Origin of the sequence: Streptomyces sp. NPDC060028 (assembly GCF_042736725.1) — a bacterium.
Lineage (GTDB): Bacteria > Actinomycetota > Actinomycetes > Streptomycetales > Streptomycetaceae > Streptomyces.
The window spans coordinates 1-14673 of sequence record NZ_JBHWVJ010000132.1; the positions used below are offsets into that span (position 1 = coordinate 1).

9 protein-coding genes are annotated in these 14673 nt (G+C 69.5%); 5 read left to right on the top strand and 4 right to left on the bottom strand.

All coding sequences use genetic code 11. From position 1 onward, the window contains the following. Positions 1-41 precede the first annotated feature (41 nt). The 4 genes from ACFWBF_RS35585 to metH form a co-directional block, all read right to left on the bottom strand. Complete coding sequence (locus tag ACFWBF_RS35585; RefSeq protein ID WP_385608983.1) at positions 42-1622, bottom strand: ABC transporter substrate-binding protein; 1581 nt, start codon at positions 1620-1622, stop codon at positions 42-44. Between the two features lie 74 nt (positions 1623-1696). Then, positions 1697-3301, bottom strand: a complete 1605-nt coding sequence (locus ACFWBF_RS35590) for an ABC transporter substrate-binding protein (protein ID WP_385608984.1) — start codon at positions 3299-3301, stop codon at positions 1697-1699. Between the two features lie 481 nt (positions 3302-3782). Further along, positions 3783-4484, bottom strand: coding sequence for an HAD family hydrolase (locus ACFWBF_RS35595; protein ID WP_385608985.1), 702 nt, complete (start codon positions 4482-4484; stop codon positions 3783-3785). Positions 4485-4596: 112 nt separating this feature from the next. After that, positions 4597-8109, bottom strand: coding sequence for a methionine synthase (gene metH / locus ACFWBF_RS35600; protein ID WP_385608986.1), 3513 nt, complete (start codon positions 8107-8109; stop codon positions 4597-4599). Positions 8110-8373: 264 nt separating this feature from the next. Between metH and ACFWBF_RS35605 the strand changes: the two genes are divergently transcribed. The 5 genes from ACFWBF_RS35605 (at position 8374) to ACFWBF_RS35625 (ending at position 14606) form a co-directional block, all read left to right on the top strand. Further along, positions 8374-9141, top strand: coding sequence for an IclR family transcriptional regulator (locus tag ACFWBF_RS35605; protein WP_385608987.1), 768 nt, complete (start codon positions 8374-8376; stop codon positions 9139-9141). Positions 9142-9452: 311 nt separating this feature from the next. After that, the gene (locus tag ACFWBF_RS35610) at positions 9453-10235 is read left to right on the top strand and encodes an MIP/aquaporin family protein (RefSeq protein WP_385608988.1); all 783 of its coding nucleotides are present in this window, start codon (positions 9453-9455) and stop codon (positions 10233-10235) included. A gap of 76 nt (positions 10236-10311) precedes the next feature. Then, complete coding sequence (gene glpK / locus ACFWBF_RS35615; protein ID WP_385608989.1) at positions 10312-11838, top strand: glycerol kinase GlpK; 1527 nt, start codon at positions 10312-10314, stop codon at positions 11836-11838. Positions 11839-11881: 43 nt separating this feature from the next. Beyond that, entirely contained in the window at positions 11882-13489 is a 1608-nt protein-coding gene (locus ACFWBF_RS35620; protein ID WP_385608990.1) for an FAD-dependent oxidoreductase, read from the top strand. 127 nt (positions 13490-13616) lie between these two features. Continuing rightward, entirely contained in the window at positions 13617-14606 is a 990-nt protein-coding gene (locus ACFWBF_RS35625; protein WP_385608991.1) for a PAC2 family protein, read from the top strand. The last annotated feature ends 67 nt before the right edge of the window (positions 14607-14673 follow it).

The window sequence follows — 14673 nt, forward strand, 5'->3', positions numbered from 1 at the left end:
CGCATCGCGCGGCTGCCGGCCCGTTGCCGTGGGTGTCCGGGTCAGCCCTTGCTGATCTCCCAGAAGCGGAAGACGGTCGAGGCGTCGAGGGACCACTGCAGGCCGGTCACGTTCTGCCGGGTGACCGCGTACTGCTTGCCCTGCCACAGCGGCAGGATCGGGACCTCGTCGGCGACGATGTCCTGGAGGCGGTCGTAGTCCGTGTTGGCCGAGGTGCGGTCCGACTTCGCCGAGGTCGACGGGATGATCGTCCCGGTGATCTCCTTGTTGTCGTAGTTGTTGTGCAGCACGCTGTCCGGGCCGAAGAACGGCTGGGTGAAGTTGTCCGCGTCCGGGTAGTCCGGCACCCAGCCCTTCACGTACACGCCGTACTTGCCGTCCTGGATGTCCTTCTCGTACTGCTCGTACTCGACGGACTTCATGTCGGCCTCGAACAGGCCGCTGTCGTTGAGCTGCTTGGCGATGACCTGGAACTGCTGGTCGGTGGAGGGTCCGTAGCGCGACGGCGTGGAGTACAGGGTCAGCTTGACCTTGCCGGTGATGCCGGCGGCCTTGAGGACGGCCTTGGCCTTCTCCGGCTGCGGGCTGCCGCCGTAGCGGTCGAAGAAGGGGGTGGTGTGTCCGGCGATCCCGGCCGGGACGATCGAGTAGAGCGGGGCGGCGGTGCCGGCGTACACGTCCTTGACGAGCGCCTCGCGGTCCACGAGGTACGCGATGGCCTTGCGGACGGGGAGCTTGCCGACGACCGGGTCGTTGACGTTGAAGACCATGTGCTCGACCTCGGCGCCGGTGCCCTGGACGACGTCGACCTTCTGGTCCCCGGTCTTGGCCGCGGCGAGGCCGGCGATGTCCTTGGCGGCCAGGCCGCGGAAGGCGAAGTCCACGTCGCCGCGCTCCAGGACCGCCTTGAGGGCGGCCTGGTCGCCGTCGAAGAACTTCAGCGTCACGCCGGTGTTCTTCGCCTTGGCCTTGCCGCTGTAGGAGTCGTTGACCGAGAATCCGGCGCTCTTGTCGTTGATCGAGTCCAGCTTGTAGACACCGGAGCCGATCGCCTTGCCGTCCGTACGCAGCTTGTCGGCCGGGTACTCGGCGTGGTCGACGATGGAGCCCGCGCCCGACGCGATCTTGCTCGGGAAGGTCGCGTCGGACGTCTTGAGGCGGAAGACGACGGTCTTGTCGTCGGGGGCGTCGATGCCGGCGATCGACGAGAGCATCACGGCCGGGCCGTTCTCGTCGTTGATCTTCAGCGTGCGCTCGAAGGAGAACTTGACGTCCTTCGAGGTGAGGCTGTGGCCGTTGCTGAACTTCAGGCCGCCGCGCAGGGTGCACTTGTAGAGCTTGCTGTCGCCGCCCTCGAAGGCGCAGGACTGCGCGGCGTCGGGCTCGGGCGTGGTGCCGCCCTTGGGGAAGCTGAGCAGCGACTGGAAGACGTTGTTGAAGAGCAGCCAGGAGCCCGGGTCGTAACCCGAGGCAGGGTCGGTGGACTTCACCTTGTCGGATATGCCCATGACGACGCCCTTGCCGCTGCCGGCGTTCGAGCCCTCCGTCGAACCGCAACCGCTGAGCAGCGCGGCGGCGGTGGCAGCGCCGAGCGGGGCCGCCAACCACTGGTTACGTCTCATCACGCGAACGTCCTTCACAGTCGAACTGTCTCGTTGCGCCGGCCCGCGACATCCGCTGCCGGCTCCTGCCGTTCTCAGCCGCTGACGCCCCGGCCGAGTTCCCACAGCTGGAGGTCGGAGATGGCGTTGACCGACCACTCCACTCCGGTGATCCCGTCGCGTGCGGCGACGTACTGCTTGCCCTGCCACAGGGGCAGGACGGGTACGTCCTCGGCGACGATGTCCTGCATCTCCGTGATCGCGGGGACGGCGACATTACGGTCCACCGCGCGCCGGGAGTCGGGGATGAGCTTGCCTCGCACCATGGCGTTGGCGTAGGGCGTGCCCAGGAAGTTGTCCTGCTCCAGGAACGGGGCGAGGAAGTTGTCGGCGTCGGGGTAGTCGGGGAACCAGCCGAGCCCGTAGGCGGCGTAGTCGCCCTTCTTCTGCGCGGGCCGGAAGTCGTTCCAGTCGTTGCCCTGGACGCTGATGTCGAACAGCTGGGTGGAGTTGAGCTGGGCCTTGAGGGCCTCGAACTCGGCCGCGGTGCCGTCGCCGTAGTGGTCGTTGGTGTAGTTGAGCGTCAGCTTGACCGGGGTCTTGATCCCGGCGGCCTTCAGCAGGTCGGCGGCCTTGGCGGTGTTGGCCTCGCCGTACTTGTTGAAGAAGGAGTTGACGTGGCCGGTCACGGTGGTGGGGACCAGCGAGTACAGGGGCTGCGCGGACTTGCCGTACACCTTGGAGATGAGGCTGCCTCGGTCGACGGCCGCGGCGAGGGCCTGGCGTACGGCCTTTTCCTTGACGACCGGGGCCTCGGTGTTGAAGCCGAGGTAGCGGATCTCCAGGCCGGGCATCGGGACGAGCTTGACGCCCTTGGGGGGCTTGGCGGAGAGCTCGGTGATCTGCGCGGGCGACAGGGTGCGGGAGACCATCTGGATGGATCCCGCGGCGAGCGCCTTGTTCATGGCGTCGGAGTCGGCGAAGCTGCGCAGTTCGACCTTGTCGTTCTGGAGCTTGATGTCGCCCTTGTAGTGCGGGTTCTTGTTGAAGACGGCGCGGACCAGTTGGTTGCCCTTGACCTCGGCCTTCATCGTGTACGGGCCGGAGCCGTCCACGGCGAAGCCCTCGCGGAGCTTCTTGGCGTCGTAGTTCTTGGCGCTGACGATGCCGGTGGCGGGGGTGGAGAGCTTGTACGGGAAGGTCGCGTCCGGGGTCTTCAGGTGGAAGACGACGGTGTCTGCGCTCTTGGCCTCGATGGTGTCGAGGGTGGAGAGCAGCGAGGAGGGGCCGTTCTCGTCCTTGATGGCGAGGACGCGCTCGAGGGAGAACTTGACGTCCTGGGCGGTGAGCGGGTCGCCGGAGGCGAACTTGAGGCCGGGGCGCAGGGTGCAGCGGTAGCTCTCGTTGCCGGTGTCGGTGAAGCGGCAGTCGGAGGCGGCTTCCGGGACGGGCTGGCCGCCGCCGCGCGGGGTGTGCATCAGCGTCTGGACGGTCTGGCGCAGTACGTTCCAGGCGCCGGCGTCGTAGGCGTAGGCCGGGTCGAACGGGGCGGGGGCGTAGTCGGCGGCCTCGAACCGGTCGGTGGTTCCGACGACGATCGCCCCGGATCCTGCTCCTCCGCCGCTCGTGCTGCCGCATGCGGTCAGCACGGGGGTGAGCAGTCCGGCCGCGGCCGTCAGCACCATGGTCTTGCGGTTCATGCTGGAAGTACTCCCTGTAACCGGCACTTGCTCAAAGCGGCGTTGAGGGCACTTCGCGGCGGTCGCCCGTTCAGGGCGGAACGATCGGGCCGGTGTTGTGACGATCGGTCCACGCGATTCCGGAACAGGGGTGTGTGTCCGGAAAGGCTGAGGTGCGGCGCGGTGCCCGGATCGACATTAGTGGCCCTGGACGGGATGGCTGGAACTGGCAGGACTTGGGGCGTAATCGCACCGTGATGGGAGCGGACGGGCTGTTCATGCGGGGGCGTTCGCAGATTCGGTCAGGTGCTGATCAATCCGGACACAAGGGAAGCCCCGGCGGCCTTCGGGCACGCCTCGCGGGGGTCCCGACGGTGATGAAGGTCACCCGGGACAACTGCCGCGGAAAGGATGGAATTTCAGCCTCCGGAGCCCTTTACGGAACATCCTCCCGCGGGACCTGGGTCCCGCGGGCGTTCCGTTCGGCACGGAGCGTGTGCGGTCAGTTCATCGGAGTGATGAGGGAGCGCAGGAAGGGCAGGTCCACGTCCTCCAGCGAGCGCACGACGGTGCGGCCCGGGGCGGCTTCGATCCGGCCCACCGAGGGGACGGCGACGACGCGGCAGCCGGCCGCCTCGGCGGCGGCCACGCCGGTGGCGGTGTCCTCGATGACGGCGCAGCGCGAGGGGTGCGCGCCGAGGGCGGCGGCGGCGTGCAGGTAGGGGTCGGGGTGCGGCTTGGTGCGCGCCACCTCGTCGCCGGCGATCGTCATCGTGAACCGGTCGCGTCCGAGGGTGAGCAGGACCTGGTCGATGACGCGGCGGTGCGAGGCGGAGACGAGGGCGGTGGGCACGTTGTGCCGGGCCAGCTCGCTCAGCAGCCGCTCGGCACCGGGCATGAGGGGCACGCGGTCGGCGATGCGGGCCTCGAAGCGCTCGTTGAGCAGGACGCTGAGCTCGGCGAGGGTGATGGCGGCGCCGGTGGACTCGATCAGGAAGGCCGCGCTGCGGCTCATGGGACCGCCCACGACGACGTCGCGCCAGGCCTCGTCGAGACGGTGGCCCAGCCCGTGGAAGATCTCCGCCTCGATCTCCCACCAGAATCCCTCCGTGTCGACGAGGGTGCCGTCCATGTCGAGAAGCACCGCCTGCAGGGCGTGTCCGTCGGCCGTGCGGGCGACGGGGGCGGGGACGGTGCTGGTCATTCGGCACACCTCTCAAAGGGGACGAGAAGGCCGGTCACCTCTTCCCTCGGGACGTGCCCGGGGGAACAGGCGACCGGCCTGTATGGGACCGACAAGTGTACGTCGGCCTGCCTCAGCGTGCGTTGAAATACTTCGCTTCCGGGTGGTGAATCACAATGGCGTCGGTGGATTGCTCCGGGTGGAGCTGGAATTCCTCCGACAGGTGGACCCCGATCCGCTCCGGCTGGAGCAGATCGGCGATCTTGGCGCGGTCCTCCAGGTCGGGGCAGGCGCCGTAGCCCAGCGAGAAGCGGGCGCCGCGGTACTTCAGGTCGAACATGTCCGCGACCTGGGCCGGGTCCTCGCCGCCGAATCCGAGCTCGGCGCGGACGCGGGCGTGCCAGTACTCGGCCATGGCCTCGGCGAGCTGGACGGACAGTCCGTGCAGTTCCAGGTACTCGCGGTAGGAGTCGGACTCGAACAGCTTGGCGGTGGCCTCGCCGATCTTCGAGCCGACGGTGACGACCTGGAGGCCGACGACGTCGGTCTCGCCGGACTCCTCCGGGCGGAAGAAGTCGGCGAGGCACAGGCGGCGGCCGCGGCGCTGGCGCGGGAAGGTGAAGCGGGTCCGCTCGTTGCCCTGCTGGTCGAGGATGATCAGGTCCTCGCCCTTGGAGACGCAGGGGAAGTACCCGTAGACCACGGCCGCTTCCAGCAGGTTCTCGGTGTGCAGCTTGTCCAGGAGGCCGCGCAGCCGCGGCCGGCCCTCGGTCTCGACGAGCTCCTCGTACGTCGCTCCGCCCGCGCGGGCCTGCTTGAGGCCCCACTGGCCCTTGAACAGGGCGCCCTCGTCGAGCCAGGAGGCGTAGTCCTTGAGCGGGATGCCCTTGACCACGCGGGTGCCCCAGAACGGCGGGGCGGGGACGGGGTTGTCGGTGGCGACGTCGGAGCGGCCGCCGGGCTCCTGCGGCTCGTCCACCTGGACGGCCGGAGCGTCGCGCTTGGCGACGCGGCGCTGCTTGAGCTCGGGCAGGCTGGCGCCGGGGACGCCGCGCTTGACGGCGACGAGGGCGTCCATCAGGCGCAGGCCCTCGAAGGCGTCGCGGGCGTAGCGGACCTCGCCCTCGTAGATCTCGTGGAGGTCCTGCTCGACGTAGGCGCGGGTCAGGGCGGCGCCGCCCAGGATCACCGGGTACTGGGCGGCCAGCTTGCGCTGGTTGAGCTCCTGGAGGTTCTCCTTCATGATCACGGTGGACTTCACGAGGAGGCCGGACATGCCGATGACGTCGGCCTTGTGCTCCTGCGCGGCTTCGAGGATGGCGGAGACCGGCTGCTTGATGCCGATGTTGACGACGTTGTAGCCGTTGTTGGTCAGGATGATGTCGACGAGGTTCTTGCCGATGTCGTGGACGTCGCCGCGGACGGTGGCCAGCACGATCGTGCCCTTGCCCTCGTCGTCGGTCTTCTCCATGTGCGGTTCGAGGAAGGCGACGGCGGTCTTCATGACCTCGGCGGACTGGAGCACGAAGGGGAGCTGCATCTGGCCGGAGCCGAAGAGCTCGCCGACGACCTTCATGCCCTCCAGGAGGGTGTCGTTGACGATGTCGAGGGCGGGCCGGGTCTGCAGGGCCTCGTCGAGGTCGGCGTCCAGGCCGTTCTTCTCGCCGTCGATGATGCGGCGCTGGAGCCGCTCGTCCAGCGGCAGGGCGAGGAGTTCCTCGGCGCGGCCCGCCTTCATCGACTTGGTGTTGACGCCCTCGAACAGCGCCATCAGCTTCTGGAGCGGGTCGTAGCCCTCGGACCGCCGGTCGTGGATGAGGTCCAGGGCGGTGGTGACCTGCTCTTCGTCGAACCGGGCGATCGGCAGGATCTTGGAGGCGTGGACGATGGCGGAGTCCAGGCCGGCCTTGACGCACTCGTCGAGGAAGACGGAGTTCAGCAGGACGCGGGCGGCCGGGTTGAGGCCGAAGGAGATGTTCGACAGGCCGAGGGTGGTCTGGACGTCCGGGTGGCGGCGCTTGAGCTCGCGGATCGACTCGATCGTGGCGATGCCGTCCTTGCGGGACTCCTCCTGGCCGGTGCAGATGGTGAAGGTCAGGGTGTCGATGAGGATGTCCGACTCGCGGATCCCCCAGTTGGCCGTCAGGTCCTCGATGAGACGTTCGGCGATGGCGACCTTGTGCTCGACGGTGCGGGCCTGGCCCTCCTCGTCGATGGTCAGCGCGATGAGCGCGGCGCCGTGTTCCCGGGCGAGGCCGGTGACCTTGGCGAAGCGGGACTCGGGGCCGTCGCCGTCCTCGTAGTTCACGGAGTTGATGACGGCGCGGCCGCCCAGCTTCTCCAGGCCCGCCTGGAGAACGGGAACCTCGGTGGAGTCCAGGACGATCGGCAGCGTGGAGGCGGTGGCGAAGCGGCCGGCGAGCTCCTGCATGTCGGCGACGCCGTCGCGGCCGACGTAGTCCACGCAGAGGTCGAGCATGTGCGCGCCCTCGCGGATCTGGTCGCGCGCCATCTCCACGCAGTCGTCCCAGCGGGCCTCCAGCATGGCCTCGCGGAACTTCTTCGAACCGTTGGCGTTCGTGCGCTCGCCGATCGCCATGTACGAGGTGTCCTGGCGGAACGGCACGGTCTGGTAGAGCGAGGCGGCGCCGGGCTCGGGCTGGGGGGTGCGCTCGGTGACGGCGGTGCCGCGGACCCGCTCCACGACCTGGCGCAGGTGCTCGGGGGTGGTGCCGCAGCAGCCGCCGACGAGGGAGAGCCCGTACTCGCGGGCGAAGGTCTCCTGGGCGTCGGCGAGCTCGGGGGCGGTCAGCGGGTAGTACGCGCCGTCCTTGGTGAGGATGGGCAGGCCGGCGTTGGGCATGCAGGAGAGCGGGATGCGGGCGTTGCGCGCGAGGTGGCGCAGGTGCTCGCTCATCTCGGCGGGGCCGGTCGCGCAGTTCAGGCCGATCATGTCGATGCCGAGCGGCTCCAGGGCCGTCAGGGCCGCGCCGATCTCGGAGCCGAGCAGCATGGTGCCGGTGGTCTCGACGGTGACGGAGCAGATGAGCGGGACCGAGACGCCGAGCCGCTCCATGGCGCGGCGGGCGCCGATGATGGAGGACTTGGTCTGCAGGAGGTCCTGGGTGGTCTCGACGAGCAGCGCGTCGGCGCCGCCGGAGATCAGGCCCTCGGCGTTGATCTGGTAGGCGTCGCGGATCTGCGCGTAGGTGATGTGGCCCAGGGTCGGCAGCTTGGTGCCGGGGCCGATGGAGCCGAGCACCCAGCGCTGCTGTCCGGTGGAGGCGGTGAACTCGTCGGCGACCTCGCGGGCGATGCGGGCGCCGGCCTCGGAGAGCTCGAAGTTGCGTTCGGCGATGTCGTACTCGGCGAGTGCCGCGTAGTTCGCGCCGAAGGTGTTGGTCTCGACGCAGTCCACGCCCACCGAGTAGTACGCCTCGTGGACCGAGCGCACGATGTCGGGCCGGGTGACGTTGAGGACCTCGTTGCAGCCTTCGAGCTGCTGGAAGTCCTCCATCGAGGGGTCCTGTGCCTGGAGCATCGTTCCCATGGCTCCGTCGGCGACGACCACACGGGTGGCCAGTGCCTCTCGGAGGGCATCGGCCCGGGTCTGGGTGTCAGCGGGCGGGTTCGGCAGCGAGGCCATGGTTGTGCTCCCTGGGATGCGACGGCTGTCGGCTTTGCACCCCCTCTGTGTCAAGGGTGCACGCGGTCAGCGTAACCGCGCGGTGGCGGCCCCGGTGAGGGCGTCCCACGTGGCGGACGGCATTCTGTGCCAGGGGGTGTCCGGCGGGTGGCGGGGGCCGTCCTGCCGCGGAAACGGGCTCGAACGCATCTCCCACAGTGCAAAGGGTCGACATCGACCGATACTGTTCAGCATTGTCGAACTACGTCAGCAGGAGGCTGCGCGATGGCACGGAACATCCAGTCGCTCGAACGAGCCGCTGCGATGCTGCGGCTCCTGGCGGGCGGCGAGCGCCGGCTGGGACTGTCGGACGTGGCATCGTCCCTGGGTCTGGCCAAGGGCACGGCCCACGGGATCCTGCGCACCCTGCAGGCCGAGGGCTTCGTCGAGCAGGACCCGGCCTCCGGGCGCTACCAGCTCGGCGCGGAGCTGCTGCGCCTGGGCAACAGCTACCTGGACGTGCACGAGCTGCGCGCCCGGGCCCTGGTGTGGACGGACGACCTGGCGCGCGCGAGCGGCGAGAGCGTGTACGTGGGGGTGCTGCACAAGAGCGGGGTGCTGATCATGCACCACGTGTTCCGGCCCGACGACAGCCGTCAGGTGCTGGAGGTGGGGGCCATGCAGCCGCTGCACTCCACCGCGCTGGGCAAGGTCCTGTCGGCGTACGACCCGGTCGCGCACACCCAGGTCATGGAGGTGGAGCGCGAGGCGTTCACCCCGCGCACCATCACGGACACCGTGGGGTTCGAAGAGGTCTTGGAGCTGACGCGGGCCCGCGGCTGGGCCGCGGATGTCGAGGAGACCTGGGACGGCGTCGCCTCGGTGGCCGCGCCCATCCACGACCGGCGCCGGATGCCGGTCGGCGCGGTGGCGGTCGCGGGCGCCGTGGAGCGGGTCTGCGGGGAGTCCGGGGAGCCCCGTGCGGCGCTCGTGGCGTCCGTGCGGGACTGTGCGCGCGCGGTTTCACGCGATCTGGGCGCGGGCCGGTTCTGAGCCCCCTGTAGGGCCTTCCAGGCCAGTTCCTGGCCTCTTTCTGCCCTCTTTTCGCCATATCCCGGCCATTTGATGGCTGGATTTGTTCGATCGCACCGCGTGGTAACGATCCGACACTTTGGCCTGGCCAACCCTTGACGCCTTCTTCACTTCAGCGGAAAACTGCCGTTCACCGGTCGGCATTGTCGAACACTTAACGGCAAACGCGTTAGGGTAGGCGAGGTCAAGGACCGGTGCAGCACTCACCGAGTGCGCGGGCCGCCGGACGGGACCGGTGACCGCTCACCCCCTGAACGACAAAGGAGTCGCGGGTGTCCAGCTCCGACATCTTCATCGGCGAGACCATCGGTACCGCCCTGCTCACACTGCTCGGTGGTGGCGTGTGCGCCGCCGTGACCCTCAAGAGCTCCAAGGCCCGCAACGCGGGCTGGCTGGCCATCACCTTCGGCTGGGGTTTCGCCGTCCTGATCGCCGCGTACGTCTCCGCGCCGCTGTCCGGCGCGCACCTCAACCCCGCGGTCACCGTCGGCCTCGCCGTCAAGACCGGCGAGTGGAAGGACGTGCCGGTCTACTTCGCCGGCCAGCTGCTCGGCGCGATGCTCGGCGCGGTCCTGATGTGGGTCACGTACTACGGCCAGTTCCGCGTGCACCTGGCGGACCCGGAGCACATCCGCGACGCCAAGCTGGGTCCCGAGGACCCGCACCCGCACGATGTGGCCGGTCCGGTGCTCGGCGTCTTCTCCACGGGCCCCGAGATCCGTAATGTCGTCCAGAACCTCGCCACCGAGATAATCGGCACCGCCGTCCTGGTCCTGGCCATCCTCACCCAGGGGCTCCAGGCCGACGGCAAGGGCCTCGGTGTCATCGGTGTCCTGATCACCTCGTTCGTCGTCGTCGGCATCGGCCTGTCGCTCGGCGGCCCGACCGGCTATGCCATCAACCCGGTGCGCGACCTCGGTCCGCGCATCGTGCACGCCCTGCTGCCGCTGCCCAACAAGGGCGGCTCGGACTGGGGATACTCCTGGATCCCGGTGGTCGGCCCGCTCGTCGGTGCCCTCGCTGCCGGTGGTCTGTACAACATCGCGTTCGCCTGATCAGCACCGGCCGCGTTCGCAAGATCCGCACCGCACCTGAATCTGCCTACCTAGAGACCTGCCAGGAGCAGCCATCATGACCAGCAGCACCGGCCCCTTCATCGCCGCGATCGACCAGGGCACCACCTCCTCCCGCTGCATCGTCTTCGACCGCGACGGCCGCATCGTCGCCGTCGACCAGAAGGAGCACGAGCAGATCTTCCCGAAGCCGGGCTGGGTGGAGCACGACGCCGCCGAGATCTGGACCAACGTCCAGGAGGTCGTCGCCGGCGCCATGGCCAAGGCCGAGATCACCGCGGCGGACGTCAAGGCCGTCGGCATCACCAACCAGCGCGAGACCACCCTCCTGTGGGACAAGAACACCGGCGAGCCGGTCCACAACGCGCTGGTCTGGCAGGACACCCGCACCGACGGCCTGTGTAAGGAACTCGGCCGCAACGTCGGCCAGGACCGCTTCCGCCGCGAGACCGGCCTGCCGCTGGCGAGCTACTTCGCCGGCCCCAAGGTCCGCTGGCTGCTCGACAACGTCGAGGGCCTGCGCGAGCGCGCCGAAGCCGGCGACATCCTCTTCGGCACCATGGACTCGTGGGTGATCTGGAACCTCACGGGCGGCGCCGAGGGCGGTACCCACGTCACCGACGTCACCAACGCCTCGCGCACCATGCTGATGAACCTGCACACCCTGGCCTGGGACGACAAGATCGCCGAGTCCATGGGCGTCCCGCTCAACGTCCTCCCGGAGATCAAGTCCTCCGCCGAGGTCTACGGCCACGTCAAGGAGGGCGTCCTCGCCGGCGTCCCGGTCGCCTCGGCGCTCGGTGACCAGCAGGCCGCGCTGTTCGGCCAGACCTGTTTCGCCGAGGGCGAGGCGAAGTCCACGTACGGCACCGGCACGTTCATGCTGATGAACACCGGCGACAAGATCATCAACTCCTACAGCGGCCTGCTGACCACGGTCGGCTACCAGATCGGCGACCAGAAGCCGGTCTACGCGCTGGAGGGCTCCATCGCCGTCACCGGCTCGCTCGTCCAGTGGATGCGCGACCAGATGGGCCTGATCAAGTCCGCGGCCGAGATCGAGACCCTCGCCTCCTCCGTCGAGGACAACGGCGGCGCGTACTTCGTGCCGGCCTTCTCCGGCCTGTTCGCCCCGTACTGGCGCTCCGACGCCCGCGGTGTGATCACCGGCCTCACCCGGTACGTCACCAAGGCGCACATCGCCCGTGCCGTCCTGGAGGCCACCGCCTGGCAGACCCGCGAGATCACCGACGCCATGACCAAGGACTCGGGCGTCGAGCTCGCCGCCCTCAAGGTCGACGGCGGCATGACCTCCAACAACCTGCTGATGCAGACGCTCTCGGACTTCCTGGACGCCCCCGTGGTGCGCCCGATGGTCGCCGAGACCACCTGCCTCGGCGCCGCCTACGCCGCCGGCCTGGCCGTCGGCTTCTGGCCCGACACCGACGCCCTGCGCGCCAACTGGCGCCGCGCGGCGGAGTGGACCCCGCGGATGCCCGCCGAACAGCGGGACCGCGAGTACAAGAGCTGGCTCAAGGCCGTCGAGCGGTCCATGGGCTGGGTCGACGACGAAGACGCCAGCTGACCGCACAGCCGGCGCAATCGACGAGTAAGTAGGAGCAAGGGATATGAGCAGCCTGCAGAGCGTGACCGCACTGGGCACGCACCCGACCGCCGGCTCGAACGCGAGCCGTGCCGAGACCCGTGAGCAGCTGGCGAAGGCCACGTACGACCTGCTGGTCATCGGCGGTGGAATCCTGGGCACCTCGGTGGCCTGGCACGCCGCGCAGTCGGGTCTGCGGGTCGCCATGGTGGACGCCGGCGACTTCGCCGGCGCCACTTCCTCGGCCTCCTCCAAGCTCGTCCACGGCGGCCTGCGCTACCTGCAGACCGGCGCGGTCAAGCTGGTCGCCGAGAACCACCACGAGCGCCGGGTGCTGGCCAAGGACGTGGCCCCGCACCTGGTCAACCCGCTCACCTTCTACCTCCCGGTGTACAAGGGCGGGCCGGTCGGCGCCGCGAAGCTGGGCGCGGGCGTGTTCGCGTACTCGGCGCTGTCCGCCTTCGGCGACGGCATGGGCAAGGTCATCTCGCCGGCCCGTGCCGCCGCCGACAACCCGGGTCTGAAGACGGACAACCTCAAGGCCGTGGCCGTCTACTACGACCACCAGATGAACGACTCCCGCGTGGCCGTCATGACGGTCCGCGCGGCCGTCGAGTCGGGCGCGGTCGTCCTCAACCACGCCGAGGTCACCGGCCTGCGCATGACGCGCGGCCGGGTCTCCGGCGCCGAGCTCAAGGACCGTCTCGACGGCACCGAGTTCGGGGTGGACGCGCGCGTCGTGCTCAACGCCACCGGCCCGTGGGTGGACCACCTGCGGCGCATGGAAGACAAGCACTCGATGCCGTCGATCCGCCTCTCCAAGGGCGCGCACATCGTGATGAAGCGCAAGTCGCCGTGGAAGGCCGCCATGGCCACCCCGATCGACAAGTACCGCATCACCTTCGCCCTGCCGTGGGAGGACCAGCTGCTGCTCGGCACCACCGACGAGGTGTACGAGGGCGACCCGGCGGACGTGCGTGCCACCGAGGCCGACATCCAGCAGATCCTGGACGAGGCGGCCTTCTCGGTGAAGGACGCCGACCTGGACCGCTCGCTGATGACGTACGCCTTCGCGGGCCTGCGGGTGCTGCCCGGCGGCCCCGGCGGCGTCGAGAAGGCCAAGCGCGAGACGGTCGTCTCCGAGGGCGCGGGCGGCATGCTGTCCGTGGCCGGCGGCAAGTGGACCACGTACCGCCACATCGGCCGCGTGGTCATCGACAAGCTGGCGAAGCTCCCGGGCAGCCCGCTGACCGAGGACATGGAGCCGGTCAAGTCGCTGGTGCGCCGGATCGCGCTGCCCGGTGTCGCCAACCCGAACGCGGTCGCCCACCGGCTGCTGGTGGACCGTGATCCCGGTACCCGCATGGACCCGCTGACCGCGCGCCACCTGGCCTCGCACTACGGCTCGCTGGCCTTCGACATCGCGCGCCTGGCGAACGAGGACCCGGCGCTGGCCGAGCGCATCCACCCGGACGGTCCGGAGATCTGGGCGCAGGTCGCCTACGCCCGGGACAACGAGTGGGCCGAGACGGTCGACGACGTGCTGCGCCGCCGTACGACGGTGACGATCCGCGGCCTGGACAGCGAAGAGGTCCGCGGCCGGGTCGAGGACATGCTGGGCCGCAAGGCATAGCAGGCTCGGCAGGTGGGCAGAGGGGCGGTTCCGAGGGGAACCGCCCCTCTGCCGTGGGCTGTGGAAGGCGCCGTATCAAGGCTTAGGCTGACCCACGTACGCAAGGGAACTTCGGAAGGAGACCTGGGTGATCGAGCTTGAGGGCGTGCCCGAGCTGATCGACCCGGTCATGGTGGCCGCGTTCGAGGGCTGGAACGACGCGGGTGACGCGGCCTCCGGTGCGGTCGCGCACCTGGACCGGGAGTGGAAGGGCGAGGTCTTCGCGGCTCTGGACGCCGAGGACTACTACGACTTCCAGGTCAACCGGCCGACGGTGTGGCTGGACAACGGGGTACGGAAGATCACGTGGCCGACCACGCGGCTTTCGGTGGTCCGGATCGGCGGCGCCAAGCCGCGGGACCTGGTGCTGGTGCGCGGGATCGAACCGTCCATGCGGTGGCGGTCGTTCTGCAACGAGATCCTCGGCTTCGCGCACGAACTGGGCGTGGAGATGGTGGTCGTCCTGGGCGCGCTGCTCGGCGACACCCCGCACACGCGGCCGGTGCCGGTGAGCGGGGTGACGTCGGACGCGGACCTGGCGCGGACGATGGACCTGGAGGAGACGAAGTACGAGGGCCCGACGGGGATCGTGGGCGTGCTCCAGGAGGCGTGCACGCACGCGGGCGTTCCGGCGGTGTCGCTGTGGGCGGCGGTGCCGCACTACGTGTCGCAGCCGCCGAACCCGAAGGCGACGCTGGCGTTGTTGAACCGGCTGGAGGACCTGATCGACATCCGGATCCCGCTGGGCGAACTCCCCGAGGACGCGCGGGCGTGGCAACTCGGCGTGGACCAACTGGCCGCCGAGGACAGCGAGGTGGCGGAGTACGTCCAGACGCTCGAGGAAGCGCGCGACACGGCGGACCTCCCGGAGGCCTCGGGCGACGCCATCGCGCGGGAGTTCGAGCGGTACCTGCGCCGCCGCGACCCGTCCGCCACCGCGGAGCCGGGCGACGGCTCGTACCTCCGGGACACCTCCGGCGGCCTGACCCTCCCGCCGAAGCGCAAGCCGGACCCGGAGCCCCCCGAGGAGCCCCCGTCCACCGCCCCGGACGAGGACGAGACGCCCCCGGAGGCGTAGCCGGGTGAACGCAGAACGCCTGAGGGGCCGCGCATGCGCGGCCCCTCAGGCGTTCTCAATGTACGGG